The following is a 16,159-nucleotide window of genomic DNA, read 5'->3' as shown; positions in this document are numbered from 1 at the left end:
CTTGTACTAAATAAGGAGAGCCTTTCGCCCTCCTCTACCTCTCTTGTCATTTTTTTTCTTGGTTTTTTAGTTGCCTTAATCTTTCTTCTGTATCGTCAATTTTATCTTTTATATCTTTTGACTCTTGTCTTATTTGTTCTAATTTTTTCATACTTATTTCCTTTATTGTAATAAAAAAAGAGATAACATTTTTGCTATCCCTTTCAAAGTTTCATTATTAAAATTTTATGTCTTTTGAAATATCATTTATGTTTCTATGATGATTTTATATTTCTTTTTGCTTCTTTCTTTTTAATTGTTCTTCTATGGTCTGTACTAATAGCTTATGCTTTTGTGAGATAAGTTCAGTATTGCCAGGATCAAGTTTAAGAAGTTTGTTAACATCACGCAGTTCTGATTGAGTATGTTTTATCTCCGTATTAACATGTTTTAGAGCCGTTTGTAATTTGCTAGTGTCCCCACCAATCTCAACAGTTATCCCTTTTATTCTATTTGCCAATATCTCACCTCCTTAATTTTAGGCATCAAAAAAGCACCCAGAATTTTCTAGATGCTTTTCCTCTCAATATCTTTTGAACGTATTTAGATTTCGCTCACAAAAATCTCTTGCCATAAATAAATTAATTATTAAGATTTCCTGTGAAGTACTCTAAACCAAAATCAACATCGTTCTTTGAAACCCATGCGCTATTTGCACCACCAGGCATTTCTATTAATAGTTGGTTCTTTTCTTTTCTCTTAATGTTTGCAAATCTATTTCCGTCTACCTCGTAGGTTTCTCCGTTTATAGAATCTTGGACTTTAATTTGTCCATTTTTTAATCTACATACATTAGAAATCAAATCAAGCTCATTAGGTCTTGGATTTAAAATACAATCTTTCTTCAAAACATATCCTTTGGCAAAAGACCAATCTTCAGTTGCTTCTCCTTGGGGTTTTATTAGATCAATGTATAAATAATCCCCTTCACTTTTAAGAATTAAACCAACATCACCTATTCTTAAACTCTCTGGAGATTTTTTATCACCTTTTGAGCTAGATACATCTATACTATTAATTAATACAAACCGTCCAATATAATCGTTTTTGTTACTAGGTATATCCTTTTCCCTAGTAATATGAACATTTCTTGCCTTTTGATCCCAGATTACAACTTGATTAAAAGCTTCTGCAATACATCGTAATGGTACGAAAGTTCTGTCGTTTTTAATTAGGGGAGCAACATCGAGGACTTCTTTATGATTATTGTTAATTATTTCTTTCTTCCCAATATATAGCTTTACTTCTAAATTTCTGTCTGATACTTTTACTTCTTGTTTTTTCTGATTCCATTGAACATTGTACCCGAGATTTTCTGAAATTATCCTCAAAGGAACCATAGTCCTTTCATTTTTAATAAATGGAACTACATCCGTTTTTACAATTTGATTATGAATATAAATATTTGGATCTGATGAAGCAAATACATTTGTTGCCATTGCTGTTAACAGCATCACCATGGCTATTAATAGAGTAAATCTTCTCTTCATTTCTAACCTCCTCATATAATTTTGTCTGACCTCAATATATTTGACATTAAGATCAAATATTATCTATTTTTCCAACTGTTGTTTCTAGCTATATTATAGAATATAGCATCTAAACTAATCGCCATTACTATATCTCAAAGGATTTAAATCCATTATTTCACCTCCTATCTATCTTACATATGAGTTTATCTTTACCTTTCCTGATAATGTTTTATTTGATTCATTATCAATCGTAACAACATATCTACTTCCTCTATTAGCCTTAACCTTTAATATTGAGTCTGAAGAAAAAAATTTGTTATATATAATTTTTCCATCTTCTTCAATAATAACCTGATATTTAATTCCACCTGAGCAAGACATATCTTTTAATCTAACTGTAAAACCATCATGAACTGGACCTGTCCAGGTATCCATGTTAAATTCATAGTCTATCTTATCAAATCTTTTTAATCTTATATTCTCATCAACATTTGCTGCTCTAAGACCTGTCCTCGATACTTCTCCTAATTCTAACTTTTGATACTCTTCGTCACTTATTATTTGAACTCTATCTCCAAATTCCGAGTTAATATTAGTAACTATTTCACCTTTTGTATCAATCCTATTTTGATTTAGATCAGCCACATTAGCAAATACTGGCAAACAAAATGTAAATGTCGATATAAATACTACCAATCCTGTAAGTTTCTTCTTCCATTGTTTCATAATAAGTATCCTTTCTTTATTTGGGTTTAATTTTAAAACTAAATTATTTGTATTACTTCCTATTTCTAATAACTTTAGCATTGACATGCAATATTCTTTTCTATTTTTTATTGTGTCGCCTAATTGTTGAACCACTAGCTTATCGCAATTTATTTCAATGTCCTGGTCTAGGTATTTTAAGCTTAACCACAAGAGTGGATTGAACCAATATAGGCAGGCTAATATATTTACCAGGTGGTTGAGTAGGATATGAAATTTCTTTATATGCATTAGTTCATGGATCAAAACATGGTCTAGCAATTTTTTATCAGCTAGGATATGATCTTGTAAGATTATCCTAGGTTTTAAGATTCCAAAGGTAAGGGGAGTTTTTAAATTGTTATTGATATAAATCTCTACTTTTCTTTTCAATCCAAATTCCCTTATTTTTTCCTTGCACAGGCTGTTTTCAGTTAGGGCTGAGCCTTTCATAACTTTATGGAATTTATAAATTTTTATTCCTAGGTAAGTAAAAATCAAAATCGAACCTATTAGTCGGTTTAGTTTAAAAAATATATAGCCTAGTTTATTTATTAACCAGCATAAGCAAGAATTAAAAAGATTTGTTAAAGCTATCAAATATGATAGGATACTATTGTTCTTTACACTTTCTATTCCGATTTCAAGTTCATAGGGACTTATTAAATAGATTAATAAGACTACCCACAAAATAAGGCTTGCTGACCTAAAGGCTTTTTTATTTAAGATTGGTCTAACTAAGAAAATTATAGCTAACAAGAAAAGACTTTTTATAGATTTTTCGAGTATAAGAACACTAGTTAGACTTAGTGTCATTCTTAGCTTCCTCTTGGTCTTCTTTCTCCTCTTCGTCAAAGCTTGCTATTAATTTTTTCATTTCTTCTATTTCTTCTTTTGTGACTTCCTCGTTTTGTAAAAACGTTTTGCAAATATTTAAAAGCGATCCCTTAAAAAGTTTATGAAAGGCTTCTTTTTGCTTATTCAAAAGAGCATCTTCTCTTGATACAAGTACTCTAATTGTATATTTAGGATATCTTCTAGCTATCGCCCCTTTTTCTACTAATCTTCCAAAAAATGTGTAGCAAGATGTTTTGCTTATATTGTGCCTTTCCATTAATATTTTTGATAAGGCTAAGGCTTGAATTTCTCCATTTTCATCTAATATATCACCTTTCCACAACTCTTCCATTACTAGTAGTTCACCATCTGAAAATTCCAACTATCTTACCTCCTATGTAAATTGCAGTTTCATTTATTTTTTTATTTTTGTAACTTTGACTATCTTCGCCTTGAGTATATAATAGATTTAAAAAATAGTCAAGTGTTTTGACCATTTAAAATAATATTTTTTGTATTTTTAATATATCTCTGTTGATTTTAAATCTCACTTTCAAATGTATTTTCAAAACTAAATATATCATTAGGCGTACATTTTAGAGCTTTACATATCTTTTCTATGTTTTTCATTGTTATTGGTTTATCCTTGCCCATTTGTGCCATAACATTTGTTGTAAGTCCTGCCATAGCTATTACATCTGTTTTCTTTAGTCCTTTTTTTGCTAACTGTATCCATAATGGTTTATAGTTAAGTGTCATAAGAGACATAAGTGCGGCATTTTTATCTAAAAGCTTTCTTATCTCGACTCTTGAGATTGGGTCTACCCCACTAGTTACCTCATCTAAAAATATTATCTCTCTATTCATCATTACAATAATTAACAAAGATAATTTTCTCTTCATACCCTTAGAATATGTCGAAACATTTCTACCCAGATCATTTGTAATTTCTAACAAGTCAGAATATTTTTGATAAGAATCTAAACCATAACCGAAATACACACCGTATAATTTAATATTTTCTATCCCAGTTTTATCTTCATACAGATAGTCATTTTCAAGTAACATTGCATGATTTCCCTTAATCTTAATTTCGCCACCATCTTATTCATAAAGACCAGTGAGTATCCTAAGCAGAGAAGTCTTACCAGCGCCATTAGGACCAACAAGGGCATGGACTGTATTAGCTTCAATTTCTAGAGAAAAATTATTAAAAAGCTTCTTGTTTTTAAAATTTTTACTCATGTTTTTCACTTCAATTACATTCATTTATAAACCTCATATCAATAAGACTTATTTTCTTATGTATTTATCTTAGAGCATTTAAAACTTATTTATATGAGTAAATACTGCAAATTTACAAAAAAATAAAGGCAGTCCGAAGACTGCCGATATTTATCTCTCTGCACCTTTGCTCTGTTGTTTTTTATTTGACTTAGCTTTGTCATCTGTCTTAAAGCTTTTTATTTGCCCTAATATGGACTTTTTATCCTTGTCTTGACTCTTTACTTGTTCTTTTGCTTTTAAGAGCTTAGAAGATAAAATACGAACATTCTTATGTTCTTTTCCGTTGTTATCAATACTTGTTTTTACTTGACCAAATATTTTAACAAAATCTCCTTTTTTTAGATTCTCTAAATCTTTTGTCTTATCTCCATAAGCTGAACAATTGGTATAAACTTTATTTCCATCGTTATCTTTTGAAACAATTGAAAAGTTGCTTACCTTGAACTTTTCTCCATTTGCATTTTCTCTTTCAAGATTTTCTACTTTTCCAACTATATTACCGACAAGATTTATAAGATCATCTTTTTCTTCAATGTCACTGACATTTTCAACAATCTTACCTTGTTCTTTCATATCATCAATCATATAGTCAAAGTCATCATTTAATAGACCTGTTGTGTCTTTGATCATATATAAAACATAGACTTCTTCAAGTGCCTTTTCATCATTAACACCTTTTTCTATACTCACAAGTGCTTTTATAAAGTCCTTGTAATTATCATTCATCATTTCTTCTAAGTTTTCTCTAATATCTTTGTATTCCATAATTTCCTCCTTGTACTAAATAAGGAGAGCCTTTCGCCCTCCTCTACCTTTCTTGTCCTTTTTCGTTTTTTTCTTGATTTTTATCTTTTTCTTCTTCTGATTTGAATTTTGATATTTGTCCCAATATTGATGGTTTCTCCTCCCTTGTGTGAAGATTATCCTCTACATCATAAGTTGATTCAAAGTAATCACTATCTTTAAAATCATTGTCATACCTATCTGGTATTCCATCATTATCAAGATCTTTTGCTAGTGGATCATAGAAGTTTCCGTCATCATCTATTTCTAAGCCCAGTGCTTGTTTTAAATCTTCTTCATCTACTGATACCAGATCATCAAAACTAGACATCTTTATAGCTTCGGTCATATCTTTAATAGCTTGTGAGTTGGATATATCTTTCTCTACAAAAGATTCTGTTCTAATAGCTACATTGTCTACATACTGAGTCCATGTTTTTTCTTCCAAATTTACCTCATATTGAATCGAATGCTTACCATCAGGTGTTTCTGTATAGGCAAGTCCTATATGGCTTAAATCAGGATATAATTTGTCAAAGTCTTCATAGCTATTAGATTCTGAAAACTCATAGTTAGAATAATCAACTATCGCCCTTTTTAAATCTTCTAATAATGGTGATTGGTTTTCTAATTCTTCCACTTCTCCCATATCTAAAAGTTTATTAATTTCAGCTAGTCTTAGTGTCTTATCCCTTAACTCATCTGCTTTTTCAAATGGTTTAGTCAGTTCTACTTTGGCATTTTCTAAAGATTCTTTATAGTTTTCAAGGTTTTGATTCAACCTTTCAAGTCTTGCAGGCATTTTTTCAATTGCATTATCAAGCCTTGTTATATTACCATCAGTAGAGTTTGAAAACTCTCCGAAGTATTCTGCTTTTCCTAGAAGTTTAAAGGTGTGAGTATTAGTCATAAAGTTATATGAAACTTGTAAGTCTAAATTCCTATATTTACCAATAACCTTGCTATCATTTATCTTTACCTTTTTTATTTCTTCTAATAGCTTCTCTCCAGCCTCTTTCTTATCTAAAATTTTATTTGCCCCAAGACTGATTGAAGTGAATTTGCTATCTCCTTCTCCTAATTTTTCAACACTTGCAATATCTTCTTTAACTGCCTTTATCTCCATTTCAGTTTTTAAAATACTTTGAGGATAAATTTTATTTACCTTATCTTCAAGCTTATATTTATTAGACTTGTAGTTTGCTTCCAGCATTTTTAGTTTTGTAACTTCGTTATCTAAATCCATTTTTTCTTTAATTAGAGGATTACCAGTAGCTAAAGCCTTAATTTCTGAATAAGATAGACTTGCTTCATCAACATCTTCAGCAACACGCACAGGTGTCTTGCTTGTCATTATTTGGGATATGAATTTTTGCTTATTCTCTATTGTCTGCCATAAATAGGCGTCAAAGGTATTCTCTGTTACATATCTAAAGATATTAACTTTATCATTTTCATTACCTTGGCGAACAATTCTACCACTTCTTTGCTCTAGGTCTGGTGAGTAGTCCGAAGTGGTCAATTTAATTTACCTATAAACTTGTAGTGAATTTCAACCTTTTGGCTAATTTGACCGTCTATTTCTTCCTTGTCATAGACATATATCTTATCTATTATTTGATTTAAAATATATCTGTTTAGCGATTTTATCTTAGCGTACTTGCTAATATTATTCATGAATTTTTTGTAGTTATCTTCAGTTTCAAAAGATACTTCTATATCGCCCTCTAAGACCTTTATTTCCTCGATTAACTTGTCTTGTTTTTTAGATATGCTCACATTCATTAGATTGAAGTTTCTTTCGGTTATATTTCCCTCTAACCTATCTTCATATAACTGTTCATAGCTTCTATCTAATTCTGCTAATTGGTTCTTTTTAAGCTCCAGCTTGTTAGATAGTTCTTTCCCCTCGTCAATTTTTTCTACTTCAATCTTTTCTATTATCTTTTCGACAAAGTCCTCTTTAGCAGATAGTGCCATACTTCCATGATATTGTATATCTTCAAGAACAATATTATATAGATCCCTAGCTTCAATTCTGTGTGATGAACAAGCATTTACCCCATATTTTTTATATGTGGAGCAAGAAAAGTGAACAAAGTCTATGAGTTCTTTCTTTTTAAGCCTATAATCAGTTTTTGGTGTCAATGCATAACCACATTTAGGACATCTTACAAGTCCTTGAAAAATGTTGTCATAATAGAGTCCCTTTTTATTGTTACACTTCCTCTTATCGACCATTGTTTGAACTTGTTCCCATACTTCCTCGCTGACTATTCCCTCGTGGGTATTTCTAGCATAAATATAGTCACTTTTAGGAATATACATTCTTTTTGAGTTCTTAAATGATAAGGTGGGTCTTTTATTTCTTGCCATATTTCCACAATAAACTGGATCTCGTAAAACATTTAACACCATTCTATGTGACCATTGATATTTATTTTCTTCTGTTAGTCCATAAAGCTTTTCAGCATTTTCAACAAAAGCACTTGGTCTTGGAATTTTTCTCTTCATCAACTCCTGGCTAATAAGTTGAGTACCCTTACCCTCTAAACACAGTTTATAAATGAGTTCTATAATAGGTTTAGTTTTCTCATCTATGATTAATCTGCGTTTATTATTAGGGTCTTTAAGATAACCAAATGGAGCTTTAGAGCCTATATATGTTCCCTCTCTCATTCTGCTTTGAATTGCACTTTTAACTTTTTTGGAAGTATCCTTTGCGTACATTTCATTGAGAATGTTTTTAAATGGCATAATATCATTTTGATTGCTATTTAATGTGTCTATACCATCTGTTATTGCAATATATCTTATGTTCTTTTGTGGAAAGTACATTTCGATATATGCTCCACTTTGAAGATAGTTTCTTCCTAACCTTGATAAGTCTTTTGTTATAACACAATTTATTTTTCCGTTTTCAATATCAGTAATCATCTTCTTAAATGATGGTCTTTCAAAGTTTGTTCCCGAATAACCATCATCTACATAATAATCATAAATAGCGATACTGTTACTTTCTGCAAATTGTTTTAACATTACTTTTTGTGACCATATACTCATACTCTCAACTGAGTTTCCATCGTCCTTTGATAGTCTACAATAAAGTCCTGCTACATATTTTTTAGTCCTGCTCAATTTCAATCTCCTTTCTCTAAACAGGACTATCTCAATAATTAAATTATACTAAAATACTCCCGCTTAGTCAATCAATACTTACGCTTGCGTTTGTTTGTTTTCTCTGTCTTTTTCTAAGTTTCTTTCGACTACATGCTCGATAATATCTTCAAATACTTCTTCAATCGGCTTTTTCCCTACATATACTCGCTTTATTTCATAGTTGATTTTTTCACTTCGTTTTTTCTTTTTTAATTCCATATAATTTCTCCCTTTTGTTGCAATAAAAAAAGGCGATTAGATTTTTAATTTTCTAATCGCCTTTTAAGTGTCATATTTATCTTTTTATTATCTCTGGCATACTTTGATACCTTTTTAGACTTAAAGTCTTTAATAGTGGCTTTCCACCTCTTTTTATCTATAAAGATTCTCCTACATCATAGTTCATTTTTTTATTTCCACCTTTCTGTCTTAGTTTGTCTTTATCTTCTTCATACCATTTTAAGATTGTCACATAGTGGTTTTGATAGGTCTTACCACTGCTTTCCATGTATCTGGATAGTTTATTTATCATTATTTCTGTGTGTGAGTTTAATTTTTCTTTAAGATTTTTATATTCTTCTTTGCTTAACCTTACATTTTTGTATTCTCCATAAAAAATGGGGGTGGACTTTTTATCTTTTTCTATCTCTCCCTCTCTCCCCTTATCTATACTAACCTTATCTAATCTACCCTTATCTATACTGGGTTGACCACTTGACAACCTTTGGTTAACCAGATGACAACCAACTTTTTCTTCTGAAATATATGCTCCATTTTCCGTCTGATAAAGCTGTTGTTTCTGCTCTATATACATTGTTGGCTTATATCTGTCTTTTCTAATAAAGTTATTTATCTTCCAATGAGTAATGACGATAATTCCCTGATCAAAAACTATCACAAAACCTTTGGCAATAAGTATTTTCAGGTCATCTTCATTAGCTCCGATAATTTTGATGATTTTCTTAGGATTATTTACAAAACCATCATCATCTGCCCTCATTGATAAATGAAAATACAGACATTGACTACTTAGTGGCATATCCAAAAATAAGTCGCTATCTACTATCTTTAGTGAAAACATTCTTTTATCTGCCATGCTCTCCTACCTTTCTTTAAATAAAAAAAGACGATAGTTTTTACTTCTACCGCCTTACGTAAATTATTTTGATTTTTATTTTTGTATATTAAATTTTTAAGTCTTTATTATTTAACATCTTACTAAACATATCATGGTACATATCTTTAGAAGATTCTTCTATCTTGGTAATACTTGATATTTTATTTCCCGCATCCTTTGACGATGCTCCGCAAAGATAAAAGGCTTCATTTTCTGTTCCAAAGTCTATTGCTATATATCTATCGTGATATTTTTTACCTGCTATCTTCAGTTTCAGGTCTATATTAGGATAGTCTTTTCTAAAATCATCTAAGATGTTTTTTGTAAGCATATCCTTGTTCTTGACATTATCACTAAAGACTACGATTTGAGTCTTATCTCTTGCAGCTCTTAAAAGTTCTAATGTTTTAAGTCCGATATAGTTATCTATTACATAAATGCTTTTCTTTGCTGATTTATATATTTTTGTATAGGCAACATCAGCTTCTATCTTATCTCCATTCATCAAGAGGAAATGTTTATATGTTTCCGGGTCTATAAAATTATCCATTACCTTTTTCAAATCTTCTTTAGTAGCTAATGTGTTAATCTTACTATCTATCCTTGCAATATCATTTGTGTTTTGATTTGTTTGAATTGCTATTTGAACTAATTCCTTTGAGCTGATAAAATCTTGGTTTTCAATGATGAAGTCTTTCATCTGCTTAAACATTCGTATTAAAGCCTTGCTCTGTTTAACTGCAAGTTCTCCCCTCAATACAGTCATGAGCATATATATTCCCTGTTCTGTAAAGGCATATGGATTATACTTTATATTACTTCCTCTACCTGTTCCTCTCTTCAAGGTCACATTTTGTGATCTTGAAAGTTCATATACTTCTTCATCGGTTAATTGGAACATAAAATCATCATCAAATTTTTCATTATTTCTTTTTACCTGTTGATTAAAAGCTCTTGTTTCATACCCATATATTTCAGCAAGCTCAAAATCAAGCATAACCTTTTGATTTCGTATATAGTAAATCTTACTTTTAATTGTAGTTTCATCTATAACTACAATTTCCTTGTTTTGTTCTGCCACAAAATTCACCTCCTATATATTTTTGGGGCTACAACTTGTAGCCATTTTCTCTTTATTTCATTTAGTTTACAGCTCTTAAGCCAATTATCCATAATATTTTCAAAGTCTAATTTCTATAATTATACCAAAAATATTAAATATTTTCTATCTCTCCCTCTCTCTCTTTATCTAACTCTATATCTTTCTCTATCTCTATCTCTTGTCGGACATGGGTTGAACTCATTAAGGACAATGTCCTCTGTTTATTTTATCTGTGAAAAATTCTTCTTTTAATTTTATCCAATAATATCTTTTGTTTGTTGCCATATCTGCTCCTTTCTTGATTTTCGATAATCGAAATTCTTGATTTCCGATTTTCGGAAGTCTGGACTTCTGCTTTTCGGAAGTCTTGTTATTATGGTTATTTAAGGGTGTAACTTTTCGTTACTCCCTTAGATTTCTCTGGTCATATCTTTTTTGCTTGGTTTTACTTTTTCTTTTACTTTCCTTTTGACTTTCTCTTTTGTCTTATCCTTGTTCTTGGATAGGTCTTTGTATTTCTTTATTTGTTTTAGGATACTTTCTTTTTCTTTTTTATTTTCTTTGGCTATGACTTGCTTAAAGGCATATTCCATTACTTTTATGTCTTTGGCTTGGAAGAATACTTCATAGTTTTGGCTTTCTATGTTTTTCATTACTGAGAAACTTACTCCAAGTTTGTTTAGTTCTTTTTTTAAGTCTTTGAGATTGCTTTGATCTATGCTTATATTTTCTAGTTGTCCTTTCTTGTAGAGGTCTTTTATTTTCATTTCATTTCCCATAAGGCTTTTTAGGTTTCCGTTTGCTTTTTCTAAAGTATCATTCATCTTTTTTCTTATTTCTTTTTCAAGATTGATTGATTCTTTTGCTGCCTTTATTGTGTATGTTATTATGGTTTGTGCTGCTTGACCTGCTTCTTTGCTTATTTCTTCGTTTATCATGCTTTTCTCTCCTTTGTTTGAATTAAAAAAAGGGAAGTATAGGTTTTAATTTTTCTATACTTCCCTTTGGTTGTTTTTATTTTATTGTTCTTGGTGGTGGAATGCTTATTTTAGATGTTTTTATATATTTCTTAGGTATTTGTACCTTTTATACTTTTAAATAGCTTACAATACCTTTCCACCTTTAGTAGTTTGTGTGTGTTCTTTTGTCTGATAGATAATTTTTCATGTTGGAATATATAATCTGCACTTCTTCATTGTTCATCGCTTTTATTTCTTCTGTGCTTTTATATGTTTTGTATGTTCCATCTTCATTTGCTTTTATGAGTTCATCTATTAGCTCTTGCCTTTTATTCATCTCTATTACCTCCTAGATCTGCCTTTAGTTGTTTGGTCATATTATAGCTTGGATAAGATATTTTTACCAGGTCTTATCTTTCTTGATTTTTGTAATAGTCTTTGGTCATTTGTCTTTTTTTATTAAAGTTATCACTATCTTGCTTATACTCTTTTATCTTTTTTATGATACTTTCTTTTTCTCCTCTCTTGATTGCCTTGTCAATTTCTATTGATAAGTCGATACCATATTCTTCATTGACTACTTCTACTGCATATTTAATATGATTTATTTCCTTGTATCTTTCCCTTATTTTTTCTGACTCTGTATTTAATTTACTGATTTCATCTTCTAAGTTTTTAATTTCTCCTAACCATTCTTTTTCTCTTAAATTTTTCTTTCCACTAATTTTTTCAATTAAGGTTCTTGCCCTTATATATTGGTCTATTTCCTTTTGATTATTCTTGTAGAAGCTTTCTTTGAATATTTTCTTGCTTTCATATTCTTGGTAGGTTGCTTTTGTTTTTCTTACAGTCTTTGCATAGGCTAAGCATTTGTTAAGGTCTTCTATCTTTTGACTGTTTTCTTTTATGATCTTATATATTTCAGAGTTTTTACTTCTTAGGGTGTTTATATGTCCTTGTAGGTCTGATATGGTTTTTATTTTGTTTTCTCTTAGATAATTTATTCCACTTGCATATCTTTTTAGATCATAGATTGCTTTGTTTCTTTTGCCATAAAATGATAATTCAGCTCTATTATTTTCTTGCATTTCTTGATAGAAGCTTAAATATTCATAGAGGTTAAAGAGTCCTGATTCATTTTCAATTTGCTTTTTACTTTGGTCTTTATATTCCCTATATGATTCTTTTAGCTTATCTTTGAAGCCTGCTAACCATGATGTTATTTTCTTTATTTCATTGCCTATGTTTTTTAATAGTTCATTCTGTTTTTTTATTTCACGATTTATATCTCCTTTTTCTGTTCTTATTCCTTTTCTTTCCATTGCACTAGCACTTGCTCCTAGATGTATTGTTGGTATTTGTTTTATGCCTTGTCTTTTAAAACTCCTATGGTCTACTCTTTTTTCTATTTTGTTTTTTGCTAGATATTCATTACAAAGGTCTGAAAAATTTTCTCTCCATTTTTCTACATTGCCCTTATCATTCCAGGTTGTTAGTTCTACTTTTCTTGTCTTTGGTTTTCCATTTTTGTTTAAAATCTTTCCTCCTTTTTCATCTAAGATATATTCTTTTTTACTTTTCTGACCCCATGTTCCATCTTCATTTATTGGTCTTACTATGGTCATTATATGAGCATGGATGTTTTGATTTCCCTTTCTACTTTCATCATGAATTGCTAGGTCTACTATCATTCCTTGTGATGTTAGATTTTCTTTTATAAATCTTTCGACTAGGTTTTTATTTTCACTTAAAGTTAATTCTTTTGGTAGTCCTATTATGAATTGTCTTGCTAGTTGTGCATTAGAATTTTTTTCTGCCATTTCTACTTTATTCCATAAGGTAGACCTATCATTAAATTCTTTTGGTATATGATCAGGTAATATTATATTTTTTACTAATACTTTTTCTTTTCTTATATAGTCATGGGTTACTCCATCCCATTCATTTTTTATTTTTTCTCCACTTATATATGCTGCACTTGCTACTGCACTTTTTCCTTTTCCTCTTGATATTATGTTTACTGAAAAATGAAAACTGTCTGCCATTTTTATCACTTCCTTTCTTTCTTTGTTGTTTTAGGTGGAGGCTTAATAGATTTTCTATATCCACTTTGTGAATGAGCGTTTTGAAATGATAGAATTAAAAAAGCCGACTACTGAATTAATTTTTGTTGTTTCAGTATGTCGGCTTAATTGTTTTGTTCATTTCAAATTTTAAAAGTCAAGGGCGAGCGTTAGCGAGTTTATTTACCCTTGACTTTTAAAAAGCGAATGGTTGTTGCTCCCTGCAAGGGTTTGGCTCCGCAGGACGCAAGCACCCTTTAGGGTGTATAATTGCGCCCTTAGAAAATCTAAGGGAGATTTAATTATTTTATTTTGCTTAATTCTCTCTCATTATTTTTAGTGTTTCTTTTATATCTCTTTTTTCTTCCATAAGTCCTCCTTTCCGCTTTTAGACAAATAAAAAACAGTAAACCTTTTTTGATTTACTGCTTTCATGTTAGCTTTTATTGAATTGTTAGTTTAGTAAGATAAGAATATCCTACTTGCAATACTCTTTTATTTTATAGGCATATTCAGTCAAAAGATTCTTTGAATAAATTTTTTAATTTCTTGAATTTCTGACTTCTTTCCAAAGAATAGAGGCTACTTTTAATTTATTTGAGTAGTTGTAACTATTTTCGTCTGCACAGAAATCTTTTAAAAATTTATTCCATTGACAAATCGAATTGTCATACTTAGCATAATTTGATTTCCCATAATAAACTTTTAGCATATCTTGAATTGTAAAACTCAAATCATTTTCTCTTTTTACTTTTCTCCATGCAGTAGCCATATCAGCAGTAAATTTAAATGGCGAAACATCTGTTAAAATTGAGAAATATTCTCTGAAATGTGTGTTAAAGGAGAACCCGCATTCAAGTAATGGAGTATCTAAGGTAATAGTTTCTACTCGTTTCTTTTCATTTTTTATTGATGACTTTTTAATCAAATCGCCCTTAAAGTACTGCTCAATAATATAATTGAGTTCCTGTTTTGTACCTCTGTATTCTAATCCTAATGACTTGCATATCTGTGAAAGTTCTTCATGATACCAATAGTATTTATTAAACTCATAAAACGATGTGATTTTATCAAACTCAGGTCTACTTTCTATCAATATTTTATCTCCTTAAACCAATTTACCTAATGCGTTTCCCAATTTTCATTTTCTTACGCCATTCTGGTGCTATTCCATCATCAGACCAATATTCATCCATTTCAATAATCAAATCATCCTTAAGATGGATAAAGCTTACTACATGAAAAGACTCACTATTATCTCTTGGAAAGACTCGGCAAGCCAGAATAATGGTATTTGCATTTTCTTCGATTCGTTCTATTTCTCCATTCCAGTTTCCTGGATATTCACAATTTGCTTTTATATACTCATCTAAGGTAAATAACTCATTTGTGCAATGCCATTTTATAGCGGCATTTTTTTGAAAAAATTTCCTAAGTTCTTCTGCATTTTGTGATAAAACTGTTTTGAAAAATCTATCTATATCCATAGTAATCACCTTAAAACCAATTCACTTTTTCATCTCTAAACAATGGTGTTTCACTCTCTTTGTAAGGATTGTAGTTATTACAATTACAGCCAAACTCTTTCAATGCTTTTATCTTATTATCGACTGTCCAAACAATCAAAGAAATACCGTCAAATTCTTCAACTTTCCCCTCATTCATTTTATTTTTGAAGTGCCATTCTACAATAGTTTGATTATCCTTATGAAAAAATTGCTTTATATCCCAAGCAAGCACTTTTCCTCTTGTATTCCATTCATTAAACCAGTGCTTTACTGTCTGACAATTTTCATACTTAGGACTCCAGCACTCAATATAAATTACATCATCTAAAAAAATATCATCTATACCTAAGTCTTGTTGTGTGAGCCACATATCAAACCATAAACGAATGATTTTTTCTCTTTCATTCATAAATTTAAACACCTCCAAAATCAAATAATTATATACAATTATACCATTTTTTCACTTAGTTTTATAGGTCTAACTCATTCCTCTTTACCTGTGATAGTCGTTTTGCTTGTTCCAGTAAATGCTCTATGCAAGTCTTAACTTTATCTGCTTGCTCTACTTATTTTCGTATTTCTAATATTTGATTGTAAAGGTTATTTTTATCTTTCCTAATATTAGCAACTTTTAATTTCCGTTTGAATATATTTAAGATCTTGGTTTCTCTTAAGTATTCTTTCAGATATTTCTTGAAACTTTCAAATAAAATAAGTTATGCAATATACTCATTGTAAAAATCTTCCTGCTTATTATTTTAATTTTCTCCAATTAGTCTTAGTGTTTTTTTAAATTCTTTTGTCTTTGTTGCTTCTTCTAGTAGGATTTTTATTTCTTCATCTGTTAGTTCTTCTGCATTTTCTATAAGGCTTTCTAAGATTGCTCCTCTTGTTATGAGTCTATGAGTTCTTTCTTTTCTTCTTTTTACTATATCTTGTTTTAATATCTTTTGTTCTTGATTTTTTAGTTGCCTTAATCTTTTTTCTGTATCATCTATTTTATCTTTTATTTCTTTTGACTCTTGTCTTATTTGATCTAATTTTTTCATATTAACCTCCTTTCTTGTAATAAAAAAAGACGATAGATTT

Annotated in this window: 16 protein-coding genes and 4 pseudogenes; all 20 read right to left on the bottom strand. The window is 30.0% G+C overall.

Annotated features, from left to right (window positions below; genetic code table 11):
• Nucleotides 1-49 precede the first annotated feature (49 nt).
• Nucleotides 50-151 (bottom strand): annotated as a pseudogene (locus HMPREF9225_RS10660) (DUF3847 domain-containing protein); the annotation flags it as partial.
• A 114-nt stretch (nucleotides 152-265) separates the two neighbouring features.
• Entirely contained in the window at nucleotides 266-499 is a 234-nt protein-coding gene (locus HMPREF9225_RS06420) for a hypothetical protein (RefSeq protein WP_008902137.1), read from the bottom strand.
• Nucleotides 500-620: 121 nt separating this feature from the next.
• On the bottom strand, nucleotides 621-1,529 hold the full coding sequence (locus HMPREF9225_RS09835; protein ID WP_050748294.1) for a copper amine oxidase N-terminal domain-containing protein: 909 nt from the start codon (nucleotides 1,527-1,529) through the stop codon (nucleotides 621-623).
• Nucleotides 1,530-1,697: 168 nt separating this feature from the next.
• Nucleotides 1,698-2,708, bottom strand: a complete 1,011-nt coding sequence (locus tag HMPREF9225_RS06410; RefSeq protein ID WP_245526550.1) for a M56 family metallopeptidase — start codon at nucleotides 2,706-2,708, stop codon at nucleotides 1,698-1,700.
• Between the two features lie 343 nt (nucleotides 2,709-3,051).
• Nucleotides 3,052-3,474 carry a BlaI/MecI/CopY family transcriptional regulator gene (locus tag HMPREF9225_RS06405; RefSeq protein WP_008902134.1) on the bottom strand — a complete coding sequence of 141 codons (423 nt, stop codon included), beginning with the start codon at nucleotides 3,472-3,474 and terminating at the stop codon, nucleotides 3,052-3,054.
• Between the two features lie 158 nt (nucleotides 3,475-3,632).
• Nucleotides 3,633-3,779, bottom strand: a complete 147-nt coding sequence (locus HMPREF9225_RS06400; protein ID WP_425357260.1) for a helix-turn-helix domain-containing protein — start codon at nucleotides 3,777-3,779, stop codon at nucleotides 3,633-3,635.
• A gap of 153 nt (nucleotides 3,780-3,932) precedes the next feature.
• Nucleotides 3,933-4,337, bottom strand: a pseudogene (locus tag HMPREF9225_RS10655) (ATP-binding cassette domain-containing protein); the annotation flags it as partial.
• A 150-nt stretch (nucleotides 4,338-4,487) separates the two neighbouring features.
• A complete protein-coding gene (locus HMPREF9225_RS06390; RefSeq protein ID WP_008902130.1) occupies nucleotides 4,488-5,144 on the bottom strand; it encodes a DNA-binding protein in 657 nt (218 codons plus the stop codon).
• A gap of 43 nt (nucleotides 5,145-5,187) precedes the next feature.
• Nucleotides 5,188-6,660, bottom strand: a pseudogene (locus HMPREF9225_RS06385) (helicase-related protein); the annotation flags it as partial.
• A 20-nt stretch (nucleotides 6,661-6,680) separates the two neighbouring features.
• Nucleotides 6,681-8,300 (bottom strand): recombinase family protein, encoded by a 1,620-nt coding sequence (locus tag HMPREF9225_RS06380; protein ID WP_050748293.1) that lies wholly within the window; start codon nucleotides 8,298-8,300, stop codon nucleotides 6,681-6,683.
• Nucleotides 8,301-8,378: 78 nt separating this feature from the next.
• Nucleotides 8,379-8,540: a hypothetical protein gene (locus HMPREF9225_RS06375; RefSeq protein ID WP_008902127.1), complete on the bottom strand. Its 162-nt coding sequence runs from the start codon at nucleotides 8,538-8,540 to the stop codon at nucleotides 8,379-8,381.
• Between the two features lie 157 nt (nucleotides 8,541-8,697).
• Entirely contained in the window at nucleotides 8,698-9,417 is a 720-nt protein-coding gene (locus HMPREF9225_RS06370) for a hypothetical protein (protein WP_008902126.1), read from the bottom strand.
• Between the two features lie 88 nt (nucleotides 9,418-9,505).
• A complete protein-coding gene (locus HMPREF9225_RS06365; RefSeq protein ID WP_008902125.1) occupies nucleotides 9,506-10,519 on the bottom strand; it encodes an ORF6N domain-containing protein in 1,014 nt (337 codons plus the stop codon).
• Nucleotides 10,520-10,950: 431 nt separating this feature from the next.
• Complete coding sequence (locus HMPREF9225_RS06360) at nucleotides 10,951-11,478, bottom strand: PcfB family protein (protein ID WP_008902124.1); 528 nt, start codon at nucleotides 11,476-11,478, stop codon at nucleotides 10,951-10,953.
• Between the two features lie 184 nt (nucleotides 11,479-11,662).
• Entirely contained in the window at nucleotides 11,663-11,836 is a 174-nt protein-coding gene (locus HMPREF9225_RS10335) for a hypothetical protein (RefSeq protein ID WP_008902123.1), read from the bottom strand.
• 73 nt (nucleotides 11,837-11,909) lie between these two features.
• Nucleotides 11,910-13,544: a MobQ family relaxase gene (mobQ, locus tag HMPREF9225_RS06350; RefSeq protein WP_008902122.1), complete on the bottom strand. Its 1,635-nt coding sequence runs from the start codon at nucleotides 13,542-13,544 to the stop codon at nucleotides 11,910-11,912.
• A 496-nt stretch (nucleotides 13,545-14,040) separates the two neighbouring features.
• A pseudogene (locus HMPREF9225_RS06345) lies at nucleotides 14,041-14,658 on the bottom strand (SAP domain-containing protein).
• A 22-nt stretch (nucleotides 14,659-14,680) separates the two neighbouring features.
• The gene (locus tag HMPREF9225_RS06340; protein WP_008902120.1) at nucleotides 14,681-15,049 is read right to left on the bottom strand and encodes a hypothetical protein; all 369 of its coding nucleotides are present in this window, start codon (nucleotides 15,047-15,049) and stop codon (nucleotides 14,681-14,683) included.
• 10 nt (nucleotides 15,050-15,059) lie between these two features.
• Complete coding sequence (locus HMPREF9225_RS06335) at nucleotides 15,060-15,479, bottom strand: nuclear transport factor 2-like protein (protein ID WP_008902119.1); 420 nt, start codon at nucleotides 15,477-15,479, stop codon at nucleotides 15,060-15,062.
• A 349-nt stretch (nucleotides 15,480-15,828) separates the two neighbouring features.
• Complete coding sequence (locus HMPREF9225_RS06330) at nucleotides 15,829-16,119, bottom strand: DUF3847 domain-containing protein (RefSeq protein ID WP_008902118.1); 291 nt, start codon at nucleotides 16,117-16,119, stop codon at nucleotides 15,829-15,831.
• Nucleotides 16,120-16,159: the final 40 nt, after the last annotated feature.

Origin of the sequence: Peptoniphilus duerdenii ATCC BAA-1640 (assembly GCF_000146345.1) — a bacterium.
GTDB classification, from domain to species: domain Bacteria; phylum Bacillota; class Clostridia; order Tissierellales; family Peptoniphilaceae; genus Peptoniphilus_B; species Peptoniphilus_B duerdenii.
This window is presented reverse-complemented; position numbering and strand designations above follow the sequence as displayed.

Coding starts and splice junctions, on each gene's coding strand:
- HMPREF9225_RS06400 (WP_425357260.1), bottom strand. CDS start 3,779: ATGGCAGGACTTACAACAAATGTTATGGCACAAATGGGCAAGGATAAA.
- HMPREF9225_RS06340 (WP_008902120.1), bottom strand. CDS start 15,049: ATGGATATAGATAGATTTTTCAAAACAGTTTTATCACAAAATGCAGAA.
- HMPREF9225_RS06360 (WP_008902124.1), bottom strand. CDS start 11,478: ATGATAAACGAAGAAATAAGCAAAGAAGCAGGTCAAGCAGCACAAACC.
- HMPREF9225_RS06410 (WP_245526550.1), bottom strand. CDS start 2,708: ATGAAAGGCTCAGCCCTAACTGAAAACAGCCTGTGCAAGGAAAAAATA.
- HMPREF9225_RS06335 (WP_008902119.1), bottom strand. CDS start 15,479: ATGAATGAAAGAGAAAAAATCATTCGTTTATGGTTTGATATGTGGCTC.
- HMPREF9225_RS10335 (WP_008902123.1), bottom strand. CDS start 11,836: ATGAATAAAAGGCAAGAGCTAATAGATGAACTCATAAAAGCAAATGAA.
- HMPREF9225_RS06390 (WP_008902130.1), bottom strand. CDS start 5,144: ATGGAATACAAAGATATTAGAGAAAACTTAGAAGAAATGATGAATGAT.
- HMPREF9225_RS06370 (WP_008902126.1), bottom strand. CDS start 9,417: ATGGCAGATAAAAGAATGTTTTCACTAAAGATAGTAGATAGCGACTTA.
- mobQ (WP_008902122.1), bottom strand. CDS start 13,544: ATGGCAGACAGTTTTCATTTTTCAGTAAACATAATATCAAGAGGAAAA.
- HMPREF9225_RS06375 (WP_008902127.1), bottom strand. CDS start 8,540: ATGGAATTAAAAAAGAAAAAACGAAGTGAAAAAATCAACTATGAAATA.
- HMPREF9225_RS09835 (WP_050748294.1), bottom strand. CDS start 1,529: ATGAAGAGAAGATTTACTCTATTAATAGCCATGGTGATGCTGTTAACA.
- HMPREF9225_RS06330 (WP_008902118.1), bottom strand. CDS start 16,119: ATGAAAAAATTAGATCAAATAAGACAAGAGTCAAAAGAAATAAAAGAT.